Raw genomic sequence first — 25,481 nt, 5'->3', positions numbered from 1 at the left:
GATGACGGTGACGCGTGCGATCCGCGAGCACCTGCCGGCGCCCCTGGCCCGGACCGCTGGAGCGGTCCGGCGGCGCCTGCGTGGTGTGCGGTACTCGTTCGCGCAACTGCCGGCGTTCCCGCCGGTGGCAACGACCCCCGTGCGGATGCTGGTCGGACCGACCAACTCCGCCGGCCAGGGTCACGCCTGGGCCCAAGCCGCCCAGACGATCCCCGGGGTCAGTGCCGTCTCGTTCACGTTGCAGCGCAAGGCACAGTTCCAGTTCGTCCACGACTACGGCGTACCGCTCGCCTGGTTCGGCCAGCCGCGCTGGCAGCGGGCCCAGGAGCAGCACATCGCCGGTTCGTACTCCCACGTGATGGTGGAGTCGCTGCGCCCGATCTTCGGTGCCCGCGGTTTCCCGGACGCGTCGCCCGACATCGCGACCATGCTCGATGCCGGGATCAACGTTTCCCTGCTCTTCCACGGTTCCGACATCCGCGTGCCCAGCCGGCACGCGAAGCGCGAGCGCTGGTCGCCGTTCCTCCCCGGTGACGAGCTGACCGAGCGCCTGGAGACGCAGGCGCGCCGGCACGCCGAGCTGGTCGAGAGCCTCGGCCTGCCGGTGTTCGTGTCCACGGTCGACCTGCTGGACGACGTACCGGACGCGCAATGGTTGCCGGTGGCGATCGATGCCTCGCGCTGGCATGAAGCAGCCCGGCCGCTGTTCACCGCCGAACGGCCGGTCGTCGCCCACGTCCCGTCGAACGCAAAACTCAAGGGCACCGAGGAGATCGACGCCGTCCTGACCCGGCTGCACGACTCCGGCGCGATCGAGTACCGGCGCATCACCGGCGTACCGCACGAACGGATGCCGAGCGTCATCGGCGACGCAGACATCGTTGTCGACCAACTCCGCATCGGCCTGTACGGCGTGGCCGCCGCCGAAGCACTGGCCGCCGGGCGGATCGTGGTGTCGTACGTCGGTGACGCCGTGCGCCACCGCGTGCGTAGTCTGACTGGGCGAGAGGTGCCGATCGTGGAGGCAGATCCAGACACCCTGGGTGATGTCGTCACGGGCCTCATCGCCGATCGTGCCGCCGCCGAGCGGGCGGCCGCCGGCCCCGGCTACGTGGCGGAGCTGCACGACGGAAGCCGCTCAGCCGAAGCACTCACCAGCTGGCTCACTTCGAAGGAGACCCTGTGACGTCCCGCATCGCGCCCACCGCCGATGTCGACGAGAGCGCCGTGATCGGCGACGGCTCGTCGATCTGGCACCTGGCCCAGATCCGCGAGAACGCGGTGCTGGGCGAGAACTGCATCGTCGGCCGCGGTGCCTACGTCGGGACCGGGGTCCGGATGGGCAAGAACTGCAAGATCCAGAACAACGCCCTGGTCTACGAACCGGCCTCGCTCGAGGACGGCGTGTTCATCGGTCCGGCCGTGGTGCTGACCAACGACTACTTCCCGCGCGCGGTGAACCCGGACGGCTCACTGAAGAGCGGGCACGACTGGGAACCGGTCGGCGTCACCATGAAGGAAGGCTGCTCGCTCGGTGCGCGCAGCGTCTGCGTGGCGCCGGTCACCATCGGCCGCTGGGCCACGGTCGCCGCGGGTGCGGTGGTCACCAAGGACGTGCCAGACTTCGCGCTGGTCGCCGGGGTTCCGGCCCGCCGGATCAAGTGGGTCGGCAAGGCCGGGGTTCCGCTGCTCGACGTCGGGAACGGCGAGTGGAAGTGCCCGAACACGGGCGAGACGTACATCGAAACCGACGGACGGCTGCGGCCGGCCGGTGAAGACATGGAGGAGAACTGATGGTGCAGCCGATTCCGGCCGCGAAGCCGATCATCGGGAAGGAGGAGCGCGAGGCAGTCGACCGGGTGATGCAGTCCGGAATGCTGGCCCAGGGCCCCGAGGTGGCGGCGTTCGAGCAGGAGTTCGGCGCAGCGCTCGTCTCCGGCCGAGCCTGCGTCGCGACGAACTCGGGCACGTCGGGTCTCCACCTCGGCCTGCTGGCCGCGGGCGTCGGACCGGGTGACGAGGTCATCGTCCCGTCCTTCACCTTCGCCGCGACCGCGAACAGCGTCGCGCTGACCGGCGCCACCCCGGTGTTCGCCGACATCGAGCCGACGTACTTCTGCCTGGACCCGGCCGCGGTCGAGGCCGCGATCACCGAGAAGACCAAGGCCGTCATGCCGGTGCACCTGTTCGGTCACCCGGCGAACATGACCGCCCTGCAGGCGATCGCGGACAAGCACGGCATCCAGATCTACGAGGACGCCGCGCAGGCGCACGGCGCGACCTGGAACGGCACGCAGGTCGGCAGCTTCGGCGAGTTCGCGATGTTCAGCCTGTACCCGACCAAGAACATGACGTCCGGTGAGGGCGGCATGAACTCGGTCGCGAACGCCGACATCGAGCGCCGGATGCGCCTGCTGCGCAACCAGGGCATGCTGAAGCAGTACGAGAACGAGCTGGTCGGCCTGAACAACCGGATGACCGACCTGCACGCCGCGATCGGCCGGGTGCAGCTGACCAAGCTGGCCGGCTGGACCAAGCAGCGGCAGGAGAACGCGACCTTCCTGGACGCGAACCTGCAGGGTGTCGCCGTACCGGCCGTGGCCGCCGAGGCCACGCACGTCTACCACCAGTACACGATCCGGGTGACCGAGGACCGCGACGGCTTCGCGAACGCGCTGCGCTCCGAGTACGGCGTCGGCTGCGGTGTCTACTACCCGATCCCGAACCACCGGCTCCCCTCGTTCAAGCGCGAGCTGGACCTGCCGGAGACCGAGAAGGCCGCGGCGCAGGTGCTCTCGCTGCCGGTCCACCCCTCGCTGTCCGAGGAAGAACTGAACCGGATCGTTTCCGCGGTGAACACCGTGGCGAAGGCTGGTGCGTGAGATGGCGAACCTGCGAGCCGGACTGATCGGCCTGGGCATGATGGGACGCCACCACGCCCGCGTGCTGGCCTCCCTCGAGGGCGTCGACCTGGTCGCCGTCGCCGACCCGGGTGGTGACAAGTTCGGCGTGGCCGGCGGTCGCCCGGTGCACGAGAACATCGAGCAGTTGATCGCCGAGGGCATCGACTACTGCATGGTCGCGGTCCCGACGCAGTACCACTCCGAGATCGCCAAGGCGCTGGCCGAGGCCGGCGTGCACGCGATGATCGAGAAGCCGCTGGCCGGATCCGCCGCCGAGGCGACCGAGATCGCCAAGGCGTTCGAGGCGGCCGGCGTGATCGGCGCGGTCGGTCACATCGAGCGGTACAACCCGGCGCTGCAGGCGCTGCGGGTGCGGCTGGAGGCCGGTGAGCTGGGCGACATCTACCAGATCACCACCCGCCGCCAGGGCCCGTTCCCGGCCCGGATCGCCGACGTCGGCGTGGTGCTCGACCTGGCCACCCACGACATCGACCTGACCGCCTGGGTGACCCAGTCGCCGTTCATCGCGGTGTCCGCGCAGAGCGCGCACAAGTCCGGCCGCCAGTACGAGGACCTGATCGCGGTGACCGGCAAGCTTGCCGACGGCACCGTGACCAGCCACCTGGTCAACTGGCTGTCCCCGATGAAGGAGCGGCTCACCGTCGTCACCGGCGAGAAGGGCGCGTTCATCGCCGACACGCTGCTGGCCGACCTGTCCTTCCACGCCAACGGCACGGTCGCCACCGCGTGGGACGACGTCGCGCACTTCCGCGGTGTCAGCGAGGGCGACATGATCCGCTACGCGATCAGCAAGCCCGAGCCGCTGCGCACCGAGCACGAGGCGTTCCGGGACGCGGTGCTGGGCAAGGAGGCCGACATCGTCACGCTGCAGCAGGGTCTGCAGACCGTCGTCGTCGCCGAGGCCGTGATCCAGTCCGCCGCCGAGGACCGCACCATCAGGGTCGCCACGGAGCCCGCGCAGTCATGAAGGTCCTGAGTGTCGTCGGGGCACGACCACAGTTCGTCAAGCTGGCGCCGGTGGCGGAGGCATTCGCAGCCACCGAGCACCAGCATGTGATCGTGCACACCGGGCAGCACTACGACAAGAACATGTCCGACGTGTTCTTCGCCGACCTGCGCATCCCAGACCCGGACGTCCACCTGGGCGTCGGGTCGGGCAGTCACGGTGTCCAGACCGGCGCGATGCTGGCCGCGATGGACGCCGTACTGGACGAGCACCAGCCGGACTGGGTGCTCGTGTACGGCGACACGAACTCGACGCTGGCCGGGACGTTGTCGGCGGTGAAGATGCACCTGCCGGTGGCGCACCTCGAGGCCGGGCTGCGGTCGTTCAACCGGCGGATGCCGGAGGAGCACAACCGCGTCCTGACCGACCACGCGGCCGACATCCTGCTGGCCCCCACCCAGGTGGCGATGGACCATCTGGCCAACGAGGGCCTGACGGACAAGGCGCGGCTGGTCGGCGATGTGATGACGGACGTGTGCTTCCGGGTCCGCGACGCGGTCCAGGACAAGCCGCTGGACCTGCCGTTCAAGCGCGGCGAGTACGTCGTCTCGACCATCCACCGGGCCGAGAACACCGACGACCCGGCGCGGCTGGCCGCGATCATCGACGGTCTCGCGGCCGCCGGTGCACCGGTACTGCTGCTCGCGCATCCCCGGCTGGTCGCGCGCTGCGCGGAGTACGGCATCAAGCTCGACCGTCCGGACGGTTCGCTGCACGTCCGGGAGCCGCTGGCCTACCCGGAGATGGTCGCGGCCGTGCTCGGCTCGGCCGGTGTGGTGACCGACTCCGGTGGTCTCCAGAAGGAGGCGTTCCTGCTCGGCCGGGTGTGCACCACGTTGCGCACCGAGACCGAGTGGGTGGAGACCCTGGATGACGGCTGGAACGTTCTGACCTCCGATGTGAGCAAGTTGCCCGAACTGGCCGCCCGGCCGGTCCCGGCATCAAACCGCCCCATGCCCTACGGAGACGGCCACGCCGCAGGCCGGGTCGTCTCCGCACTCGCGGAGTAGACATATGACGAAGGCCGCCGAGGAAGACCAGAGCCAACTGCCAGCGCCGGGGACCCAGTCCCCGGCGTCGGCCGTTGCCGACGTCACGGCGGGACCAGGCACCTCCAGTCCGGAGGCGCCACGCAAGCGACTGCCCAGGGTGGAGTCGCTGACCGGCCTGCGGTGGTGGGCGGCGTTCTTCGTGTTCTGCCACCACATGTCCAACCTCGCGCCGCTGCCGATCCTCGACTTCCTCAGGTGGGGTACGTCGGGGGTGACGTTCTTCTTCGTGCTGTCCGGTTTCGTGCTGACCTGGTCGGCCCAGCCGGGGACGAAGATCCGCACCTTCTACCGGCGCCGGTTCGCCCGGATCTGGCCGGCCCACATGGTCGCGCTGATCGCGGCCTTCTTCGTGTTCTACCGGGTCGATCCGCCGGCCGACATGCCCTGGATCAAGCCGATCTCGCTCACCGTGCTGCTGCTGTCGGTGCTGCTGCTGCACGGCTGGACCAACGACCCGACCATCCTGTACGGCGGCAACCCGGCGTCCTGGACGCTGTCGGTGGAGGCGTTCTTCTACGCGTACCACCCGTTCGTTCAGCGCGCCACGGCCAGGCTGAAGACGACCGGCGGCCTGATCTTCTGCGTGGCCACCCTCGTGATCTCAGGGACGTACCGGCTGTTGCTGTTCCATTTCCCCGACGTCGTCCCGGTCTTCCCGCAACCCGTGCTGCACTCGGTGTCGTTCCTGTTCGGCATCGGACTGGCGATCACACTCCGGTCCGGCTGGCGGCCGCGGATCCCGGTCTGGTTCGGGTTCCTGGTCGTCGCGTTCGGCCTCTACACCCTGTACTACTCGGGCGAGCACCCGGCCAAGGTCCCCTTCGGCATCACCATCGGCCTGACCCAGAAGGAGATCCTGACCCTGCTGTACGGCTTCCTGATCTTCGCCGTCGCGATCCGCGACACCCGCGGCGGCAGGTCCTGGTTGCGCAGCAAGCCACTGGTCGCGCTCGGCCAGTGGTCCTACTCCTTCTACCTGATCCACGCCACCATCTTGTACGCGATCAGGGAGTTCTACGGTCCGGTCGGCACCGTCGGCTGGTTCAACCTGACCTGGTACGCCGGTGTCTGCGCCCTCTCGATCCTCGCCTCGTGGCTGATGTACAAGGTCGTCGAGCATCCGCTGGAACGGAAGCTTCGAGGCCCCCGATGAAGAATCACTACCTAGTGGAGTTCCTGTGCGTGTCAGTGTTGTTGCCTTAGGCAAGATCGGACTGCCGTTGGCGGTCCAGTTCGCGGCCAAGGGTCATCAGGTCGTCGGTGTCGACATCAACGAGAAGTTCGTCGAGCTGGTCAACGCCGGCCAGGAGCCGTTCCCGGGTGAGGCTCACCTGGCCGAGCTGCTGGCCGAGACCGTGGCCGACGGCCGCCTGCGGGCGACGCCGGACTATGCGGACGCCATCCCGAACAGCGACGCCGTCGTCGTGGTCGTGCCGCTGTTCGTCGACGAGACCACCGGCGAGCCCGAGTTCGGCTGGATGGAGAACGCCACCCGGTCGCTGGCCGAGCACCTCAGCCCCGGCACCCTGGTCAGCTACGAGACCACCCTGCCGGTCGGCACCACCCGGAACCGGTGGAAGCCGATGATCGAGGAGATCTCCGGCCTGACCGAGGGCCAGGACTTCCACCTGGTGTTCTCGCCGGAGCGAGTGCTGACCGGTCGCGTCTTCGCGGACCTGCGCAAGTACCCGAAGCTGGTCGGCGGCCTGTCCGAGGAGGGCGCCAAGCGCGCCACCGCGTTCTACGAGGCCGTGCTGGACTTCGACGAGCGCCCGGACCTGGAGCGCGGCAACGGCGTCTGGGACCTGGGATCGGCCGAGGCAGCCGAGCTGGCGAAGCTGGCCGAGACCACCTACCGCGACGTCAACATCGGCCTGGCGAACCAGTTCGCCCGGTTCGCCGGCCAGAACGGCATCGACGTCCACCAGGTGATCGAGGCGTCGAACTCGCAGCCCTACAGCCACATCCATCGGCCTGGTATCGCGGTCGGCGGCCACTGCATCCCGGTCTACCCGCGGCTCTACCTGTGGACCGACCCGGAGGCCACCGTCGTCCGGGCCGCCCGCGAGGCGAACCTCGGTATGCCGGAATACACCGTCGGCCTGCTCGAGGGAGCGTACGGCGATCTGGCCGGAGCGACGGTGGTCGTGCTCGGCGCCGCGTACCGTGGTGGCGTGAAGGAGACGGCGTTCTCCGGGGTCTTCCCGGCCGTGGAGGCGCTGGAGTCCCGTGGTGCGGTGGTTTCCGTGCACGACCCGCTGTACACCGACGACGAGCTGCAGCAGCTCGGCTTCACGCCGTACGCAATGGGCACGCCGGTGGACGCGGCCGTGTTGCAGGCCGACCACCCGGAGTACGCCCAGCTGACCCCGGCCGAGCTGCCGGGCGTCAAGGTGCTCGTCGACGGTCGTGACCGCACCGATCCGGCCCGGTGGGCGGGCGTGCGCCGGATTGTGATCGGAAGGTCGGTCAGCCAGTGACACATGCCGACCTGCGGGTCGTGATGATCGTCGCCAACGACGTCACCAACGACAGCCGGGTCCGCAAGGAGGCCGCAGCGCTGGCCGAGACCGGAGCAGAGGTGACTGTGCTCGGTGTCTCGGCCAGCGGCCTGCCGTCGAGGGAGATGCTCGACGGCGCGCTGATCGTCCGGGTGGCGGTTCCGTTCGCTCTGCGCGAGGAACGCAGGCGCAGCCGCAAGGCCCGCCGGGACTGGCGGCCGCCGTTCGTCGGCTACCGGTACCGGGGCACGTACGTCGCCCGCGACCAGCGGATCGACGTCGGGCTGCAGGAGCTCAAGGCGGAGTCCGGGCATGCCATCGCCGCGGCCAAGGCGGGCAAGGGCAATCCGATCAAGTACAAGCTCGGCGTCGGCGGCCGGCTGCTGCGTCGCACGCGGTGGCAGGCGGCGCGGAAGGCGACCTGGGTCCGCAAGGGTGTCGGGAACAAGGTCGACGTGCCGTTCAAGTTCAGCTGGCGCGCGTACGACGGCGTGATCCACCGGATGCCCTGGCCGGCGCCGTGGCGCAAGCTGCACCCCGAGGCGCTGGACCTGGAGCTCGCGTTCGGTGACCTGATCGACCGTCTCGAGCCCGATGTGGTGCACGCGCACGACATGCACGTGATCGGCGTCGCCACTCGCGCCGCCGGCCGGGCCAAGCTGCGCGGCAAGGACCTGAAGGTCGTCTACGACGCGCACGAGTACGTGGCCGGGCTGTCGCAGTACGGCGCCCGGACCCGTCGCTCGATCGCGGCCTGGGCGAACCACGAGGCGGAGTACATCAACGCCGTGGACCGGGTGGTCACCGTTAGCCCGGCGATCGCGCGCACGCTGAAGAAGGATCACCACCTCGACCGCGAGCCGACGGTGATCATGAACACCCCGAATCCGGCGGACGTGTCGGTCGAGGTGTCCGACATCCGCAGCCGGATCGGTCTGGAGTCCGAGGTGGCGCTGCTGGTCTACAGCGGCGGCGTCACCCGGGCCCGTGGCATCCATACCGCGATCGAGGCACTGGTCGACATGCCGGAGGTGCACCTGGCCATCGTGTGTGTGCCCGGTGTCGCGACCGACGCGGTCAAGGAGTTGCAGACCCAGGCCGCGGACCTCGGCGTGGACGAGCGGTTGCACTGCCTCGATCCGGTCGAGCCGGACGAGGTGGTCGCGTTCCTGCGCACCGCGGACGTCGGCCTGATCCCGATCCTGCGGTACCCGAGCCACGAGATGGCGCTGCCGAACAAGCTGTTCGAGTACGCCTTTGCGGGCCTGCCGGTGGTGGTCAGCGACATGCCGAGCATGAAGGAGTTCGTCGACCGGACCCGGATCGGCGAGGTGTTCGTCGCGGCGGATGCGCACGACCTGGCGTCGAAGGTGCGGATGGTCCTCGGTGACCTGGACAGCTACCGCGAGAAGGTGGCGGACCCGGGGTACCAGCAGGAGGTCTCCTGGGCCGGGCAGGCCGACAAGCTCCGTGGCCTGTACGGCGAGTTGGTCGGCCGCACGCTGGAGCGGGTCCAGCCTGGCGGCCGGGTCGAGAAGAAGCAGAAGCGTCTGCTGATCGGTCCGGTCAACAGTGCCGGTCAGGCCTGGCTGTGGGCGACCGCGCTCGAGCGTGAGGTGCCCGGGCTCGTCGCCGAGTCACTCACCACGGGCAGTGGCGCGTTCGACTTCAGGGTGCACCGCACCGGTTCGTACCGGCAGTACCGGTCCGACTTGCGCTGGCAGCTGGAGCTCACGGCGTACGTGCTGCGCGAGGTCACCCACGTGCTGCTCGAGGCCGGCCGGCCGATGTTCGGGCAGCAGCGCGGGCAGATGTTCAACATCGACATCCCGATCCTGGAGCAGGCCGGCATCAAGCACGGCCTGATCTTCCACGGGTCGGAGATTCGTGACCCGTCGCTGCACCGGGCCAAGTACCGGTACTCGCCGTTCCGCGACCCGGACGACGAGCTGAGCCAGCGCTTGCAGTCGGCGAACGACTTGCTGCGGACCCAGCTGGATGTCTACGAGGGTCCGGTGTACGTCACCACTCCGGACCTGCTGGAGTTCGTCGACAACAGCATCTGGCTGCCGCTGGCCGTCGACGTCGACAAGTTCGCGTCGACCCAGCCGGTGCTGGACCGGGAGGTGCCGGTGGTGCTGCACGCGCCGTCGGCCAGTGCGCTGAAGGGATCGGCGTACGTCGACCCGGTGCTCACCGATCTGGATGCGCGCGGGCTGATCAAGTACCAGCGGGTCCAGGGTCTGCCGCACTCCGAGCTCGCCGAGATGGTGCGCAGCGCGGACATCGTGGTCGACCAGCTGCTGCTCGGGTCGTACGGCGTCTTCGCCTGCGAGTCGATGGCGGCCGGCCGGGTCACCGTCGGGCATGTGGCGGACCCGGTCCGCGACCTGCTGCCGACCGGACTGCCGATCGTGGAGGCCAACCCGGACGACCTGTCCGAGGTGATCGAGCGGCTGATCTCCGAGCGCGACCCGGCCCGCAAGGTCGCCGACGCCGCTCCGGAGTACGTCCGCGAGCTGCACGACGGCCGCAGATCGGTCGAGGTGTTGCGGCCCTTCATCACCGGCGAGAGGTGACATGCGGGTTCTGATGATCGCGCAGTCCCCGATCGCAGGGGACTCGCGCATCCTGCGGGAGGCGACCGCGCTGGCCGGCGCGGGGCACACGATCCACATCATCGGGCGTGACGTCCCGGACGGCTTCGCAGTCGGGCCGGGCGTCACGGTCGAGTCGGTCTCCCGATCGGCCGGACTGCGGACCGGGAACGGCGGCCTCGCGGTCGGCCATGGCCGGACCGGGCCGAAGGTCCTGGTCCAGCGGTTCGGCCGGTGGTTGCTGCTGCCGGAGCACCGGAACCGGACCGAGAAGCAGTGGCGGACCGCCGCGGCCCCGCGAGTGGCCGCGGCGGGTCCGTTCGAGGTCGTGCACGCGCACGACTTCAACGCCCTCGAGCTTGCCGCCGAGTACGCCGGGAAGTGGTCGGCGAAGCTCGTGTACGACACGCATGAGCTGTGGTTCGACCGCGCGCTGCCCGGCCGGCCGACGCCGTTGTGGCGGGCGCGCGGGCGGAAGCTCGAGGTTTCCCTTGCAGGTAAGGCGTCCTTCGTCATCACCGTGTCGGACGGGATCGCGGCCAGGTTGCGCGAACGTGGGTTGAGCGACGTCCGCGTCGTACGGAACACGTTCCCGCGGGCGGACGACGTACCGGCGGCTTCGGACGCGCCGGAGGGTCTGCTGTACGCCGGTCGCATCGGTGCGGGTCGTGATCTGCCGACCGTGGTGGCGGCCGCGCGTCAGTTGGCGCCGTTCCGGACTGTGCTGATGGGGTCGGTGGATCCCAACTACCGTTTGGATCTCGGGCCGGTGGAGACCGTGGCGGAGCGCTCGATCGACGAGGTCGACGACACGCTCCGGTCGTACGGCATCTCGCTGGTCACGCTCACCAACACCTGCGAGAACCACCGCCTCGCTCTGCCGAACAAGCTCTTCCACGCGGTCCGGGCCGGCGTACCTGTCGTGGCCGCCGACCTCCCCGAGATGCGTGCCGTGGTCACGGCTCACAAACTCGGCACCCTCTACGAGCCCGGCAACGCCCGGTCGCTCGTCACGGCCGTCCGCGACTTGATCGACAACTACACCACCTACACCGGCGGAGTCCGCGCCGCGGCTGCGGAACTCAACTGGGAGTCCGACTCCGCCCGCCTGGTCAAGGCCTACGCCGACCTCGCCAACCGCCCAGCCTGACCACGCACCCATCCCAACACGGGCGGGTAGGTGATGGCTGGGGCGGCGGCGTGCAGACGGACAGGAGGTGTCGTGCTGCTCATAGTGCAGCTGAGCGTGCCACGGGTCCTGCGTACGGTGTATCGCAGGTGCACTACCTGTCGGGCTGCACACCGCCTGGTGTTCAGCGGGAGGCCTCGACCATTTGGCGCATCAACTCAATCGGGTTCTTCTCGGGTTCGGGTTGGGACAGGCGGGTGGACGGGATGCGGGACTGCGGGGTCTCCGGGTTGGTGAGGGCTGTGGTGTAGCCGGGGAGGGCGAGGGACGAGCGGCTCGTCCCCGAGCGGTGTTGGGCCCGAGTCTTCAGGAGGTGTTCACGTCGGGGTGGGTTGAACCGTTTAGGTTCAAGCGCATGATCATGACGCGACGGACCCTGCTGAAGGCCGGTGCGCTGGGAGCCGGCCTCGCCGCGACCCCAGGCCTCTCGATCGCCGCCCGGGCGCGGCGCACGAGGGTGCTGCTGGCAACTAACGAGCCGTGGGGGACGTACCACGCGCAGCCGCTGCTCGCGGAGGCCGCGCGGCGAGGATGGGAATTGGTGCAGCTGGTTCCGGATCGGTCGCAGATCACGCCGACCGATCCGGTGCCGGTGGCTACGCTGGACGACGTACCGGGGGGTGACTTGCTGGTCGTGAGCGGGGCTTCGGACTGGCCGGCGGACTGTGCGGCGGCGTTGAACCGGATGCCGTTGGTGGCGAGTTCGCTGGCGTACCTGAATCCGGTGGAGGCGCCACGGGCCAAGGAGTTCCGCTCGCGGTTGGAGCTGGTGACGGCTACGTCTCCGGCCGAGTCCGAGGTGTTCGCGGCGTACCTGGGCTGGAAGCGCCGGCGGGTGCGCATGGTCGGGTCGCCGCAGACCGACAACCTGCCGGACTACACGCCGCAGCCGGATCGCGTGCTGGTGCTGACGAGCGTGACCCACCCGGATCAGACCGGCAACGCCGCGCCCGGGACTCAGTTGCTGCTCGACTCGGCCGCGAAGTTGGAGGCGGCGGGCAAGCACACGTCGTTGGCCTGCACCCGCGCGAGGACCCGACGCTGTGGGACCGGTATGAGATCAGCGCACTCGGCTCGGTCCCAGCCTCGGCGACCGCGGAGTGCGCGGTCGGAATCCCCGGGACCGTGTTCCCGAACGTGGCGGCGGTCGGCGTACCGCTGGTCGGCTGCGTGGACCCCAAGCTCCAGGTACCGGACTACATCCTCGACTGCTGCTCGTCGACAATCGACAGCCCGGAGCGGGCCGGGGACGCCGTCGAGAACGCGCGCCCAGCAAGCCGGGGTTCCGTCTTCGCCGCCGTTGGTCCCATCGGCGGTTCGGCCCGTCGTCTGTACTCCGCTTGGAACACGACGATCCGCTGACTGGGCTGCTCGTGGTTGACCTCCAGTTGGGTTGAGGTGGTTGTATCCGGCGCATGACTTTGACCGGACGGCGCGTTCTCGTCACCGGAGCTGGCCGTGATACCGGGCGGAAGCTTGCTCTTGCGTTTGCGGCGGGCGGGGCCGAGGTGCTTGCCACCGCGCGGACCAAGGCCGCGGCGGATAAGACTGTCGACCTCATCCGTGCCGCCGGTGGTACGGCGAGCTCCGCCGTACTCGACCTCGCTGACCCGGCGTCGATCGATGCCCTGCGGATCGAGCGGCTCGACATCCTCGTGAACAGTGGCGCTCGCTACTTGGGCGCAGTCGCTGGCCCGGCCGACATCGCCGACACGATCGCCGGGGTGGCGACCGGGACCGTGCTGCTCACCCAGCGGATGCTGCCGCTGCTGCGCGCCTCCGAACGCCCGGACATCGTCAACCTGGTCTCCGCCACGGGAGAGCCCGGACAGCATCGCTCGGCCGCCCACGCCGCGTACTACGCCGCGAAGCACGCCCAGGCCGGGTACGCCGAGATCCTGTCCGAACGGTTGCGGCCTGAGGGGATCCGGGTGATCTCGCTGTTCCCGCCGGACTTCGTACAGGACGGACCGCGAGAGGCCGGCGCGACCCTGACCGCGCGGTCCGTGGTCGACTGCGTGATGTTCGCCGTCGGTCAGCCCCGCGACTGCTTCATCAGAGCGTTCTGCTTCGAGCAGCTAGCTCTTCGGCCGTGATCAGGTCCGTGTGGGTGCCGCGGGAGCCGCAGGCCCAGGCGCCGGCGATGGAGCCGGCGACGGCGGCGTCGTACCAGCTGACGCCGTCGAGCCAGCGGGCCAGGAACGCCGCGACGTAGGCGTCGCCGGCGCCGTTGGTGTCGACGACGGGCCGGTCGGGGAGCTCGATCGCCGCGATGTGCTGCGGCGGCCGGTCGGGGAAGTGTAGGTAGCTGCCGTCGGCTCCGGCCATCGCGACCACGAGCCGGGCGCGGCCGTTGGCGAGGATCCAGTCGACCGCGTCCAGCGTGAGCGCGCTGGTCGAGACGAAGACGATGTCCGCGGCGGTGGCGAAGTCCTTGTGGTAGTCGTTGCGGCCGTCCCAGTCGTGCAGGTCGGTCGAGATCGAGCAGCCCCAGGCGAGCGCGTCGGGCAGCGCCTGCCGGGCGAAGTCCATGATCGAGACATGGACGTGCTCGGCCTGGGCGCAGCTCGTCCGCCAGAGATCCGGGTCGACCTGCAGCCCGGCCGGGTGGCGTCCGTCGTACAGCGCCAGGCGCCGCCCGTCGGGGGTGACCAAGTTGACCGAACGCCGAGTGCCGCTGGGGTGGAACGCGACGTGCAGTGGCAGCCGGAGGTCGTCGTACAGCTTGCGGATCCGGTAGCCCTCTTCGTCGTCACCGATCACATCCGCGAGCCCGGTCCGCAGCCCGAGAAGGTGGCAGCCGAGCGCAACGCCGTGACCGGTGTGGCCGACGTACGACTCGACCGGCTCGACGTGGATCGTCTCCACGTCGTCCAGGGGCAGCCCGGGCACGCGAACGATCGTGTCGATCCCGACCCCGCCGATGACGAACACATCCAGCTCCACCCGTCCCGTATACCCGACTTTCGCCCACGATCACAGGTGTCTTTCAGGAGCTGAACACACTCATTGCTTGATCGGCGCGCCGGTCTTCGCCTGGAGTTCGTCGAAGCTGACGCCGTCGGCGAGCTCCACCAGCCGCAGTCCGTCCTCGGTGATGTCGAGTACGGCGAGGTCGGTGATGATCCGGTTGACCACGCCACGCCCGGTGTAGGGCAGGTCGCACTCCTCGAGGATCTTGTGCGAGCCGTCCTTGGCGACGTGCTCCATCAGCACGATCACCTTCTTGGCGCCGTGCACCAGGTCCATCGCGCCGCCCATCCCCTTGACCATCTTGCCGGGGATCATCCAGTTGGACAGGTCGCCCTTGGCCGAGACCTGCATGGCGCCCAGGATGGCCGCGTCGATCGCACCGCCGCGGATCATCCCGAACGACAGCGACGAGTCGAAGAACGAGGCGCCCGGCAGCGTCGTGACGGTCTCCTTGCCGGCGTTGATCAGGTCCGGGTCCTCGTCGCCCTCGACCGGGTACGGGCCGACGCCGAGGATGCCGTTCTCGCTCTGCAGTACGACGGTGACGCCGTCCGGGATGTAGTTCGGGACCAGCGTCGGCAGGCCGATGCCGAGGTTCACGTACGAGCCGTCCTCGAGCTCGGAGGCGGCGCGGGCGGCCATCTGCTCACGGGTGAGTGGCATCTCAGGCCTCCAGCTTCTCGCGCGCGGCCTCGTACGCCGCGCGGGGTTGAACGGTCCGTTTCTCGATCCGCTTCTCGATGTCCTTGCCGACAGCAATCACTCGCTGCACGTAGACGCCCGGGAGGTGGATCTCGTCCGGGTCCAGCTCGCCAGGCTGGACCAGCTCCTCGACCTGCGCGATGGTCACCCGGCCGGCCATCGCGGCCAGCGGGTTGAAGTTGCGCGCGCTGCGGTCGAAGACCAGGTTGCCGTGGGTGTCGCCCTTGAGCGCGTGCACCAGCCCGAAGTCGGTGGTGATCGAGTTCTCCAGCACGTACGTCGTACCGTCGATCTCGCGGGTCTCCTTCGGCTCCGAGGCCTTGGCGACCGAGCCGTCGGGGTTGTACTTCTGCGGCAGCCCGCCGTCGGCCACCTGGGTACCGACCCCGGCCAGCGTGTAGAACGCGGCGATCCCGCAGCCGCCGGCCCGAAGCTTCTCGGCCAGCGTGCCCTGCGGCGTCAGCTCGACCTCGAGCTCACCGGTCAGGAACTGCCGGGCGAACTCCTTGTTCTCCCCGACGTACGACGATGTCATCTTGGCGATCCGCTTGTCCGCGAGCAGGATGCCCAGGCCCCAGTCGTCGACGCCGCAGTTGTTCGAGACCACGCTGAGCCCGCTCACCCCCTTGTCGTGCAGAGCGGTGATCAGCTCCATCGGGTTGCCGCACAGCCCGAAGCCGCCGACCGCGAGGCTCGCGCCGTCGCCGATGTCGTCGACCGCGGCCTGCGGTGAGTCGTACGTCTTGTCCATCAGGCTGCTCCGTTGGATGTCTGAGCTGGGTCGTTCCCGACTCTAACCAGCAGGGGAGGACTCCCGCGATGTGGCCGCGACCACAGATGTGCCGCCGTACCACCCGGACATGTGGTCGGGTGCTATGCGGACGCCTCGGAGGCGTTCAGTACGGCGAGCTCGTGCAGCGCCTCGAAATGAGCGTCCTCCAGCTCCGGGAACACGAGGACGGCCGAGAGGTGGGTCCGGGCCGCCGGGAGATTGCCGCACAGACGTGCGGTCCGGGCTAGGCCGATGCGGGCCGCAGCGGCGGTCTCGGGCAGGTCTGCACGCTCACTGACGTCCAGAGCCTGGCTGTAGTCGTCCCGCGCGTCCTCCAGCTTGCCGAGTCTCCGATAGAGGTCACCGCGCTGACACAGCAGTACGCCGACCTCCTCGTCCAGGCCGAGCTGCTCCGCCAGAGCCAGAGACTCCGTGGTCAGGTCCAGAGGCTCGTCCACGGTCTGCCGAAGCGCGCCGACCGCCAGGAACATCCCCCAGGCGTCGTCGAGCATCCGGAACCGGCCCAGCGCCGTACGCAGCGCCTGAGCGGCCTCATCCGGTGTCACCGCCGTCAGGCCTGGGTATCCGCGGCAGAGCTCGACGGCAGCCCGGGCCCAGGCGTCACCGGCCTCGTTCCGCTCCAGCACTTCGTCGACCAACTCGGCCGACTCGAACGGTCCGAACACCAGTGACCACAGCAGCACGGTCACGGAGTACCGGAAGGGTCCGGTCGTCGCCGCCACGATCTGCTGGGCCAGCTCCAGTTGCTCCTGCTCGGCCGACGCAGCACCGTGCAGCACAGCCAGCAGGTACTCCTCGTCCAGCCCGACCGGGACGCTGCGTCCGAGCATGCTGAGCACTCGCTCCGCGGCCGCGGCGGCCTCGTCCTGGAGCCCGCGCGACCACCAGTAGGCCGAGTACCGGGCGACCAGCCGGAGGGCGGTACGCAGGTCGCTCTCGCAAGCGCGCTCGATCGCGCTGACGACCTGGTCCGCCTCGAGGCTGTGCAGGCCGCCTGACCCCCCTGAGTTCACGTACCTCATTGTCCCTCGCGGGTGGTAACCCCACGTCACCAGGGTCAGAAGCGGAGTACACCCCACCGGTCCGGCAGGTGCATGTCCTCGACGTACTGCGGTGACCAGACCCAGAACTCCAGGTCGGTCCCCTTCACGTACGTCCCGTCGACGACCTCGTGCGGCCACTGGCAGCGCATCAGGTTCATCCGCCACTCGTCACCCGCGTTCGGCGGCGTCGCCCGGCCGGCGTTGTACGACGCCAGGTCGGCCCACGGTACGGCGAGTTCCACCGACCACCCGGTGTCGGTGTCGGACGGGTCGTTGACCGTGCCGTCCACGTGGATCGCCGTACGCAGGCCGGGAAGGTTCGTCGGGTCCACCGGTACGCCGCCGTCGACGTACGGCTTCGGCAACGTCAGCTCCCAGATCGTGCCGAGCGGGTTGATCTCGAACTCGTAGTAGTTCTGCCCGTCGCCGTCGGGGTCGAGGAACAGTTCGAAGTTGTTCTCGTGGAAGAGTTTGGTGTTCTTCTCCCGCATCGTCGACCACACGTGCGGCTCCTCGAGCAGTCCGCCGACGTACAGGTACTCGTCGTCGTACATCAGCTTGGCCCGGGACTGGTAGCGCGGCGCCGGGCCGGATCCGGTGATCGGCACGAAGTCGGTGGTCCACGGCGCGACGTCCCAGGCGGGATCGGTCAGGGTGCCGTCGAGGTTCGGCGCGGCCGGGGTCCGCGGACAGTCGTAGACGGGCAGGTCAGGCATCAGCACGCTCCAGCAGTCGGGCGACGAGATTGGCGAGCAGGAAGGTGATCGTGGTGAGTGCCGGGACGATGGCCAGCGTCCACGGCGACGACAGGTTCCCGGACAGGAACGCGATCACGACGATCAGCATGAACGCGACTCCGAGGAAGGCGATCAGCCGGGCGTGCGGCAGCGCGAGCCGGCTGAGGGCGAGGCCGCCGAGGACGATCGTCACCACCACGATCAGGACCAGCAGCGGGAAGCCCAGCGGGCCGCAGTTCGAGGTGTCGCGGAACCGTTCGCAGCCGCGCTCACTCAGCCACACCAGCCCGACGGTCGCGAACCCACACAGCAGCCCGACGACCGCGACGATCAGCAGCGGCGGCAACGGCGGGGCGTCGTCATCCTGGCTCATTGCGGCAGGCTATCGGGATCAGACAGCGCCCAGGGAGTGGGCGATCGCATCCCGCACCTCGGCGTCGGTCGGCGTGGGTACGCCGCGCTCGGCCGCCAGCTCAGCCAGCGAGACCATCGTGACGTCGTGCAAGCCGCAACTCGTGAACGTGTGAAACACGTCCATGGCGGGATCCACATTGACCGAGAAGCCGTGGCTGGTCACACCCCGGCGGATCCGCATCCCGATCGAGCACAGCTTGCGGTGGTCCGCGGTCCACACTCCGACCAGGCTGCTCGCGCCCTTCGGCGTGTCCCGGCGTACCAGCGGGAACCCGAGCGAGCCGAGCGCCTCGATCAGTCCGTTCTCGAGCCAGCGCACGATGTCCACCGGCCCGCGCTGCTTCAGGTCGATCACCAGGTACCCGACCAGTTGCCCGGGTCCGTGGTACGTCGCGAAGCCGCCGCGGTCGACCGCCACCGACGGGATCGCGGCCGCCTCCGCGGGCAGGTCGTCCAGCGAGGTCCGCGGCCCGTAGGTGATCACCGGCGGATGGCTGAGCAGGAACAGCCGGTCCTCGGCCTTGCCCTCCACCCGCTCCTCGACCCAGTCGCGCATCTCCTTCGCCGCGACTTCGTAGTCCACTTCGCCCAGATCCACTCGCTGCATGTCTTTCAGCGTACGTTTCGACGTATGCGATTCGACCGCTACACCGTGACCCTGCTGACGTTGCGACCGGACGCGCCGGTGATGACGGACGACGAGGCGGCTGCCCTGCAGGACCGGCACCTGGCGCACGGCGCCGACTTGCAGGAGCGCGGGCTGATCCTCGCCCGCGGGCCGCTGACCGACCAGGATGACGAGCGCTACCGGGGTTTCTCGATCTGGTCGGTGGACGCTGCGACGGCCCGCGCGCAGGTGGAAGCCGATCCCGCGGTGCTGGCCGGCAGGCTGGCGGTCGACGTCATGACCTGGATGATGCCCGCCGGCAACCTGCAGTTCGGCAAGGTGCACCCGCCCCGGTCGATCGCCGAGGCCTCGGGGGACTGAGCAACGAAAAGAGTGCCCAGCAAACGCACAAGAGGCCCCTCACCGAGGGACCTCTTCCACGTGGTCGGGCTGACAGGATTTGAACCTGCGACCTCTTCGTCCCGAACGAAGCGCGCTACCAAGCTGCGCCACAGCCCGAAGTCGCCGTTAGCTTACATGCGCCGACCGTGGGGACGAAATCGGGTTTATCCGCGGCACCAGGGTCAGCAGTGTCGCCTCCGGCCGGCACGCGAATCGGATCGGCGCGTACGGCGACGTACCCAGGCCGGCGGACACGTGCAGGGCAGCCTGACGGTCGCCGGCGCCCCAGGTGGACAGGCCCTTCACGCGGGACGTGTCGAGATCGCAGTTGGTCACCAGCGCGCCGTAGAGCGGCACTGCCAGCTGTCCGCCGTGGGTGTGGCCGGCCAGCACCAGGGGATAGCCGTCGCTGACGAACCCGTTCAGCACACGCTGGTACGGCGCGTGCGTCACGCCGATGGACAGGTCGGCCGTCGGGTCCACCTCGCCCGCGACCTCGTCGTACCGGTCGCGCTTGATGTGCGGGTCGTCGGTGCCGGCGAAGTCCAGCCGCAGGCCGATGACCTTGAGCGTCGCCTTCGCGTTGTTGAGGTCGGTCCAGCCTGCGCCGGTGAACGCACGCCGCATCTCCTCGTACGGGAGGTCGGGACCGTGCGGCTTGTGCCGCTGCTTGTTCGCGGGCAGCAGGTACTTCCCCGGGTTCTTGAAGTGCGGCTTCCAGTAGTCGTTGGAGCCGAACACGAACACCCCGGGTACGTCGAGCAGGTCGCCGTACGCCCGGATCAGCGGCCGCACCGACGCCTCGTGGGAGATGTTGTCGCCGGTGTTCACGATCAGGTCGGGCTCGAGTGCTGCCAGGTCGTTGACCCAGTTGATCTTGCGCTCCTGAGCCGGCATCAGGTGCAGGTCGGACAGGTGCAGCACCTTCAGCGGCTCGGAGCCCTCGGGGAGCACCGGGACCGTCACTCTGCGCAGTGTGAACCAGCGCACCTCGACGGCGGCCGCGTACGCGACGCAGGCCGCTCCCACGGCGCCGACGACCGCAGTGGCCTTGAGGGTGCTACCAGCTAGCCCGCGCAAACTCATTCCACCAGCCTGCCACAATGCTGGTCATGTCCAACTCCGGAATGAAGCAGCGCCTGCACGACGACATGACCGCCGCCCTGAAGGCGCGCGACGAGCTCCGCAAGTCGACCCTGCGGATGGCGCTCACGGCGGTCACCAAGGCGGAGGTGGCCGGCAAGGAGGCCCGCGAGCTGTCCGACGCCGAGATCGTCGACGTGCTCAGCTCGGAGGCGAAGAAGCGCCGCGAGTCCGTGGTCGCGTACCGCGACGCCGGTCGCGCCGAACTGGCCGACAAGGAACAGGCCGAGGCGGACATCCTGGCCGAGTACCTGCCGGAGCAGCTCAGCCAGGAAGAGATCGTTGCCCTGGTCACCGAGGCCGTCGCCGCCACCGGTGCCGCCGAGCTCGGCCCGCGTGGCATCGGCAAGGTGATGGGTGCCCTGCAGCCCAAGGTCAAGGGCAAGGCCGACGGCGCCGTCGTCTCCGCCGAGGTGAAGCGCCAGCTCGGTGCCTGAGCACGCCGTACGGCCTAGCCGGGACCGCGACCGCCGCCGCAGTTCGGGTACTTCGGGTTCCACGGCGGGCAGTTGGGGTTGATCGTGACCGGGCCACCGGGGGGCTTGGTCGTGTTCGCCGGCGGTTTCGGCGTGTTCTGGGGCTCGTTCTTCTTGCTGCCGTTGGAGACGAAGATCGTCACCTTCGAGCCCTCCGGCGCGCCGTCGCGCTGCCGCGGGTCGGTGTAGGCGACGGTGCCCGCGGTCTCCTCGGAGTTGACCGTGCCGGACGCGATCTCCACGTCGAAGCCGGCCTGACGCAGCTTGTTGGCGGCGTCGTCGGGGTTCATCCCGTTCACGAACGGCAGGTCCTTCACGTTCCCGCGCATGGTCTTGTCCGACGGCGCGGTGAAGTGGGTGGTCGGGAGGCCCTGGAGCGCGCCCTGCAAGGCGGTCTCCCACAGTGGACCTGCGGTCCCGGAGCCGGACGCCTCGCCGATGTCGTGGCCGTCCAGTGTCTGGCCGACCAGCCGCTTGTACGGTGGCGAGGCGTCGGCCACGACCGCGGCGGAGGCGAGCTTCGACGAGTAACCGGCGTACCAGACGGCCTTGGCGTCCTGGATCGTTCCGGTCTTGCCGGCCAGATCGCTCGAGCCGAACTTCAGGTGCTGGCCGGTCCCGCCCTTCTCCATCACCATGTGCAGCACCTCGTTGACGCCGTCGGCGACCTCAGGGGCCAGCACCTGCTTGCAGTCCGCGCCGGGCGTGCTGATCGCCTTGCCGGCCGCGTCCTTCACCGAGGTGATCAGCCACGGCTTGCAGTACATGCCTCGCGCCGCGAAGGCGGCGTACGCGTTCGACAGTTGCAGCGGGGTCACATAGCCGACGCCCAGCGTCATCGACGGGTACTGGCCGAGCGGGTCGCCGGACTGGGCGTCGTACATGCCGAGCTTCGACGCGATGGTCGCGATCGGGCACAGTCCGACCTGCTGGGACAGCTGCAGGAAGTAGGTGTTGGTCGACTTCTGCGCCGCCTGGATCATGGTCGGATCGGCCACGTTCGTGGTCGAGTTGCCCGGGGTGTACCCCTTCTCGGCCGTGACGTGTCCGGTGCAGGTGGTCCACTTCTTGCCGCCCAGCGGGAGGCTGTTGGGCGAGTTGATCTTGTAGGTCAGCGGGAAGCCCTTCTGGATCGCGGCCGCGATCGTGAAGGCCTTCATCGTCGAACCGTTCTGGAACCCGCCGTACCCCCCGGCGTAGGACTTCTCGACGTTGTAGTTGTACGACGTCTGGCCCTTCTTGCTGCCGTACGGCTTGCTCTGCACCATCGCCTTCACCAGCCCGGTGCCGGGCTCGACGATAGTGATCGCGGCGATCGCCTCGTCACCCTTCTTGGTGTGCTGGTCGATCGACTTCTGCGCGGCCTTCTGCATCTTCGGGTCCAGCGAGGTGCGGATGGTCAGACCGGCGGTCTTCAGGTAGTTGGCCGCGCTGGTCCGGTCCTTGCCGAAGGCCTTGTTGTCCTCGAGCTGGGAGACGATGTACTCGCAGTAGAACGGGTACGGGCCGTTCGCGCAGCCGAGCTTGTTCGGCCGGACCTTCTTCGGATCGATCACCGGGGTCTTCAGCGCCGCGTTCGCCTGCGCGAGCGAGATCACCTTCAGCTCGAGCATCCGGCGGATGACCACATCGCGGCGATCCTTGGCCCGCTTCATGTTGTTCGTCGGGTCGTAGCCGGTCGGGTTCTTCACCAGGCCGGCCAGCAGTGCGGCCTGCGGCAGCGTCAGCTGGGAGGCGTGCACGGAGAAGTAGTGCAGCGAGGCGGCCTCGATGCCCCAGGCACCATCACCGAAGTTCGCCAGGTTGAGGTACTTCTCCAGGATCTCGTTCTTCGAGTACTGCTTCTCGACCGCGATCGCGTACCGCAGTTCGGCGACCTTGCGCTGGTAGGTGTCGGCCGTGGCGGCAGCGACCTCCTCGGGCGTGTTCGCCTTCTCGACCAGGCTGATCTTCACGTACTGCTGGGTGATGCTGGAGCCACCCTGCTGGACCGTGCCCTCGGACTGGTTCTGCAGCAGGGCGCGCAGGGTGCCCTTGGCGTCCAGCGCGCCGTGCTCGTAGAACCGGTCGTCCTCGATCGCGACGATCGCCTTCTGCATGATCGGCGCGACCTTGCTGAGCGAGATCGGCACCCGGTTCTGCTCGGCCAGCGTGGCGATCAGCGAACCGTCGGCGGCCAGGATGGTGCTCTTCTGCTTGAGCGGGACCTCGTCGAACTGTTGCGGCAGGTCCTGCAGGGTCTCTGTGGTCTTCTCGGTGGTGAACCCGGCCAGGCCGGCGAACGGGATGGCAAGACCGGCGGCCAAGGCCCCCGACAGCACGCTCACCCCGAGGAACAGAACCACAGATTGGACGACTCCCCGGTCGCCCTTTTCCCTGACGCGCATGGTTATAGAGACTACGGGATCGCCTAGTTGGGTTACCTGGGCGAATGTGAGTTCCATCACGCTCCGAGGGGCGTGTCGGAAAGGTTTCATCCAAAAGGAGGAGGGCCCGAGCGAAGTGCTCGGGCCCTCCGGTCGTACGCCGGTCAGGCGGCGTACTGGTGCGCGTTCACCTGGGCCGGTTCGAGGGCCAGGTCGAGCACCTCGCGGACGTCGCTGACCGGGTGGACGGTCAGCTCCGCGAGCACGGACTCCGGTACGTCTTCCAGGTCCGGCTCGTTCCGCTTCGGGATCAGGATCGTGGTCAGCCCGGCCCGGTGTGCGGCGAGCAGCTTCTGCTTCACCCCACCGATCGGGAGGACCCGTCCGGTCAGCGACACCTCACCGGTCATCGCGACCTCCGAGCGGACCGGCCGCCCGGACAGCAGCGACGCCAGTGCGGTCGTCATCGTGACACCCGCCGACGGTCCGTCCTTCGGGACGGCACCGGCCGGGACGTGGATGTGGGCGTTCCGCTCGGCCAGGTCGCCGACCGGCAGCCCCAGCTCCGCGCCGTGCGAGCGCAGGTACGACAGGGCGATCTGCGCCGACTCCTTCATCACGTCACCGAGCTGTCCGGTCAGCGTGACTCCGGTCGGGCCGGTCTCCTTGTCGGCCAGCGACGCCTCCACGAAGAGCACGTCACCACCCGCACCGGTCACTGCCAGCCCGGTAGCCACACCCGGAAGCGCCGTACGCTCGACGGACTCCGGAGTGAACTTCGGCGAACCCAGGTAGCTCTTCAGGTCACCGGCGCCGATGGTCAGCGCACCAGTGTCCTCGCCGAGTGCCATCCGAGCCGTCACCTTGCGCAGAACCCGGGAGATCCCACGCTCGAGCTGCCGTACGCCGGCCTCACGCGTGTACTCGCCGGCCAGCAGTCGCAGTGCCGAGTCCTCGATGGTCACCTCGTCCGCCGTCAGGCCCGCCCGCTCCAGCTGACGCGGGAGCAGGTGGTCACGGGCGATGACGACCTTCTCGTCCTCGGTGTATCCGTCCAGCTGCACCAGTTCCATCCGGTCCAGCAGCGGCGCCGGGATGGAGTCCAGCACGTTCGCCGTGGCCAGGAAGACCACGTCGGACAGGTCCAGCTCGACCTCCAGGTAGTGGTCCCGGAAGGTGTGGTTCTGCGCCGGGTCGAGGACCTCCAGCAGAGCGGCCGTCGGGTCACCCCGGTAGTCCGCACCCACCTTGTCGATCTCGTCCAGCAGCACCACCGGGTTCATCGACCCGGCCTCGGTGATGGCCCGGACGACCCGACCCGGCAGGGCACCGACGTACGTCCGCCGGTGACCGCGGATCTCGGCCTCGTCCCGTACGCCGCCCAGGGCGACCCGGACGAACTTACGGCCCATCGCTCGCGCCACGGACTCACCCAGCGAGGTCTTACCCACACCAGGCGGACCGACCAGGGCCAGTACGGCGCCACTGCGGCGTCCACCGACCACACCGAGGCCACGGTCCGCGCGGCGGCGCCGTACGGCCAGGTATTCGGTGATGCGCTCCTTGACGTCGTCCAGACCGGAGTGGTCCGCGTCCAGCACGGCCCGCGCGTCGCGGATGTCGTAGCTGTCCTCGGTCCGCTCGTTCCACGGCAGCTCGAGAACGGTGTCCAGCCAGGTCCGGATCCAGCCGACCTCGGGGGACTGCTCCGCGGTCCGCTCCAGCTTGTCGACCTCGGCGAGCGCGGCCTTGCGCACGTGCTCGGGCAGGTCGGCAGCCTCGACGCGGGCCCGGTAGTCCTCTTCCTCGGACTCGGCCTTGCCGTCCAGCTCGGCCAGTTCCTTGCGGATCGCGGCCATCTGCTGGCGCAGCAGGAACTCCCGCTGCTGCTTCTCCATACCCTCCTGGACGTCCTTCTGGATCGTCTCGGAGACCTCGAGCTCGGCCAGGTGGTCCTTCACCCAGCCGATCAGCTTGTCCAGCCGCTCGGAGACGTTCGGGTTCTCCACCAGCCAGGACTTCTGTTCGTTGGTCAGGTACGACGCGTAGCCGGCCAGGTCGGACAGCTCCGCGGGATCGTTCACCTGCTTCACGGAGTCGATGACCTGGTAGGCGCCGCGACGCTGCAGCACCGAGGTCATCAGGGTCTTGTACTCGCGAGCGAGCTCGGCCGACCTGGAGTCGGTGATCTCGTGCAGTTCGGTTGCGCCTACCCACAGCGCGGCACCCGGACCGGTGGTCCCGGCGCCTATCAGGACCCGCGAGGTCCCGCGGATCACGGCCGCCTGGGCACCGCCCGGCAGCCGGCCGATCTGCTCGATCTCACCGAGCGTTCCGGCCTTGGCATATTTCCCGTCCAGCCGCGGTACCAGCAGCACCTGGTCCTGGCCAGAGGCCTGGGCGGCGTCGATCGCCGCCCGTGCCTCGGGGTCGGCCAGTCGGACCGGCACGACCATCCCCGGCAGGACCACGACGTCGTCCAGCGGCAGAACAGGAAGATTCAACGTATCGGTCACGCTGTCACACCCTTACGAAAGATTGAGTCTGACAGGCTCA

General features: G+C 68.9%; 23 protein-coding genes and 1 tRNA gene. 13 read left to right on the top strand and 11 right to left on the bottom strand.

From position 1 onward, the window contains the following. Position 1: 1 nt before the first annotated feature. From E0H75_RS01815 to E0H75_RS01765, 11 genes are all read left to right on the top strand, one after another. A complete protein-coding gene (locus E0H75_RS01815; protein ID WP_131511273.1) occupies positions 2-1,186 on the top strand; it encodes a hypothetical protein in 1,185 nt (394 codons plus the stop codon). Continuing rightward, complete coding sequence (locus E0H75_RS01810) at positions 1,183-1,794, top strand: acyltransferase (protein WP_131511272.1); 612 nt, start codon at positions 1,183-1,185, stop codon at positions 1,792-1,794. Before E0H75_RS01815 ends, E0H75_RS01810 begins: the two co-directional genes overlap by 4 nt. Beyond that, entirely contained in the window at positions 1,791-2,882 is a 1,092-nt protein-coding gene (locus tag E0H75_RS01805) for a DegT/DnrJ/EryC1/StrS family aminotransferase (protein ID WP_131511271.1), read from the top strand. The genes E0H75_RS01810 and E0H75_RS01805 overlap by 4 nt, the downstream gene beginning before the upstream one ends. A gap of 1 nt (position 2,883) precedes the next feature. Further along, entirely contained in the window at positions 2,884-3,891 is a 1,008-nt protein-coding gene (locus E0H75_RS01800; RefSeq protein WP_131511270.1) for a Gfo/Idh/MocA family protein, read from the top strand. Beyond that, complete coding sequence (wecB, locus tag E0H75_RS01795) at positions 3,888-4,940, top strand: non-hydrolyzing UDP-N-acetylglucosamine 2-epimerase (RefSeq protein WP_131511269.1); 1,053 nt, start codon at positions 3,888-3,890, stop codon at positions 4,938-4,940. The genes E0H75_RS01800 and wecB overlap by 4 nt, the downstream gene beginning before the upstream one ends. Before the next feature lie 4 nt (positions 4,941-4,944). Continuing rightward, complete coding sequence (locus tag E0H75_RS01790) at positions 4,945-6,135, top strand: acyltransferase family protein (RefSeq protein ID WP_131511268.1); 1,191 nt, start codon at positions 4,945-4,947, stop codon at positions 6,133-6,135. Between the two features lie 25 nt (positions 6,136-6,160). Beyond that, positions 6,161-7,462 (top strand): nucleotide sugar dehydrogenase, encoded by a 1,302-nt coding sequence (locus E0H75_RS01785; RefSeq protein ID WP_131511267.1) that lies wholly within the window; start codon positions 6,161-6,163, stop codon positions 7,460-7,462. Next, complete coding sequence (locus E0H75_RS01780; protein ID WP_131511266.1) at positions 7,459-10,062, top strand: glycosyltransferase family 4 protein; 2,604 nt, start codon at positions 7,459-7,461, stop codon at positions 10,060-10,062. The genes E0H75_RS01785 and E0H75_RS01780 overlap by 4 nt, the downstream gene beginning before the upstream one ends. 1 nt (position 10,063) lies before the next feature. Further along, positions 10,064-11,230, top strand: coding sequence for a glycosyltransferase (locus tag E0H75_RS01775; RefSeq protein WP_131511265.1), 1,167 nt, complete (start codon positions 10,064-10,066; stop codon positions 11,228-11,230). Positions 11,231-11,624: 394 nt separating this feature from the next. Further along, on the top strand, positions 11,625-12,650 hold the full coding sequence (locus E0H75_RS01770; protein WP_202872795.1) for a hypothetical protein: 1,026 nt from the start codon (positions 11,625-11,627) through the stop codon (positions 12,648-12,650). A 34-nt stretch (positions 12,651-12,684) separates the two neighbouring features. Next, positions 12,685-13,365: an SDR family NAD(P)-dependent oxidoreductase gene (locus E0H75_RS01765; RefSeq protein ID WP_131511264.1), complete on the top strand. Its 681-nt coding sequence runs from the start codon at positions 12,685-12,687 to the stop codon at positions 13,363-13,365. On the opposite strand, the gene E0H75_RS01760 is transcribed toward E0H75_RS01765, so the two are convergent. From E0H75_RS01760 to lipB, 7 genes are all read right to left on the bottom strand, one after another. Continuing rightward, positions 13,325-14,215 carry a carbohydrate kinase family protein gene (locus E0H75_RS01760; protein ID WP_131511263.1) on the bottom strand — a complete coding sequence of 297 codons (891 nt, stop codon included), beginning with the start codon at positions 14,213-14,215 and terminating at the stop codon, positions 13,325-13,327. The genes E0H75_RS01765 and E0H75_RS01760 overlap by 41 nt on opposite strands. Before the next feature lie 60 nt (positions 14,216-14,275). Next, complete coding sequence (locus E0H75_RS01755; RefSeq protein ID WP_131511262.1) at positions 14,276-14,905, bottom strand: CoA transferase subunit B; 630 nt, start codon at positions 14,903-14,905, stop codon at positions 14,276-14,278. Position 14,906: 1 nt separating this feature from the next. After that, positions 14,907-15,695: a CoA transferase subunit A gene (locus tag E0H75_RS01750; protein WP_131511261.1), complete on the bottom strand. Its 789-nt coding sequence runs from the start codon at positions 15,693-15,695 to the stop codon at positions 14,907-14,909. Between the two features lie 122 nt (positions 15,696-15,817). After that, complete coding sequence (locus E0H75_RS01745) at positions 15,818-16,750, bottom strand: tetratricopeptide repeat protein (RefSeq protein ID WP_165553382.1); 933 nt, start codon at positions 16,748-16,750, stop codon at positions 15,818-15,820. Between the two features lie 44 nt (positions 16,751-16,794). Next, a complete protein-coding gene (locus tag E0H75_RS01740) occupies positions 16,795-17,496 on the bottom strand; it encodes a carbohydrate-binding family 9-like protein (protein WP_131511259.1) in 702 nt (233 codons plus the stop codon). Continuing rightward, positions 17,489-17,890, bottom strand: coding sequence for a hypothetical protein (locus tag E0H75_RS01735; RefSeq protein WP_202872794.1), 402 nt, complete (start codon positions 17,888-17,890; stop codon positions 17,489-17,491). Before E0H75_RS01735 ends, E0H75_RS01740 begins: the two co-directional genes overlap by 8 nt. Before the next feature lie 18 nt (positions 17,891-17,908). After that, positions 17,909-18,538, bottom strand: coding sequence for a lipoyl(octanoyl) transferase LipB (gene lipB / locus E0H75_RS01730; RefSeq protein ID WP_165553380.1), 630 nt, complete (start codon positions 18,536-18,538; stop codon positions 17,909-17,911). A 24-nt stretch (positions 18,539-18,562) separates the two neighbouring features. On the opposite strand from lipB, the gene E0H75_RS01725 reads away from it, so the two are divergent. After that, entirely contained in the window at positions 18,563-18,919 is a 357-nt protein-coding gene (locus tag E0H75_RS01725; RefSeq protein ID WP_131511258.1) for a YciI family protein, read from the top strand. Positions 18,920-18,980: 61 nt separating this feature from the next. On the opposite strand, the gene E0H75_RS01720 is transcribed toward E0H75_RS01725, so the two are convergent. Continuing rightward, positions 18,981-19,057 (bottom strand) — tRNA-Pro (locus E0H75_RS01720). A 9-nt stretch (positions 19,058-19,066) separates the two neighbouring features. Continuing rightward, positions 19,067-20,020, bottom strand: coding sequence for a metallophosphoesterase (locus E0H75_RS01715; protein ID WP_420323283.1), 954 nt, complete (start codon positions 20,018-20,020; stop codon positions 19,067-19,069). Positions 20,021-20,052: 32 nt separating this feature from the next. Here E0H75_RS01715 and E0H75_RS01710 point away from each other — a divergent pair, with 32 nt between their 5' ends. Beyond that, complete coding sequence (locus E0H75_RS01710) at positions 20,053-20,520, top strand: GatB/YqeY domain-containing protein (protein ID WP_131511256.1); 468 nt, start codon at positions 20,053-20,055, stop codon at positions 20,518-20,520. A gap of 14 nt (positions 20,521-20,534) precedes the next feature. On the opposite strand, the gene E0H75_RS01705 is transcribed toward E0H75_RS01710, so the two are convergent. After that, positions 20,535-22,946: a penicillin-binding protein gene (locus E0H75_RS01705; protein ID WP_131511255.1), complete on the bottom strand. Its 2,412-nt coding sequence runs from the start codon at positions 22,944-22,946 to the stop codon at positions 20,535-20,537. Positions 22,947-23,089: 143 nt separating this feature from the next. Then, complete coding sequence (lon, locus tag E0H75_RS01700) at positions 23,090-25,441, bottom strand: endopeptidase La (protein ID WP_131511254.1); 2,352 nt, start codon at positions 25,439-25,441, stop codon at positions 23,090-23,092. Between the last annotated feature and the right edge of the window lie 40 nt (positions 25,442-25,481).

This window comes from Kribbella capetownensis, assembly GCF_004331485.1.
Taxonomy (GTDB): domain Bacteria; phylum Actinomycetota; class Actinomycetes; order Propionibacteriales; family Kribbellaceae; genus Kribbella; species Kribbella capetownensis.
The sequence above is the reverse complement of the archived record's forward strand: the minus strand, read 5'-3'. Positions and strand labels throughout refer to the sequence as shown.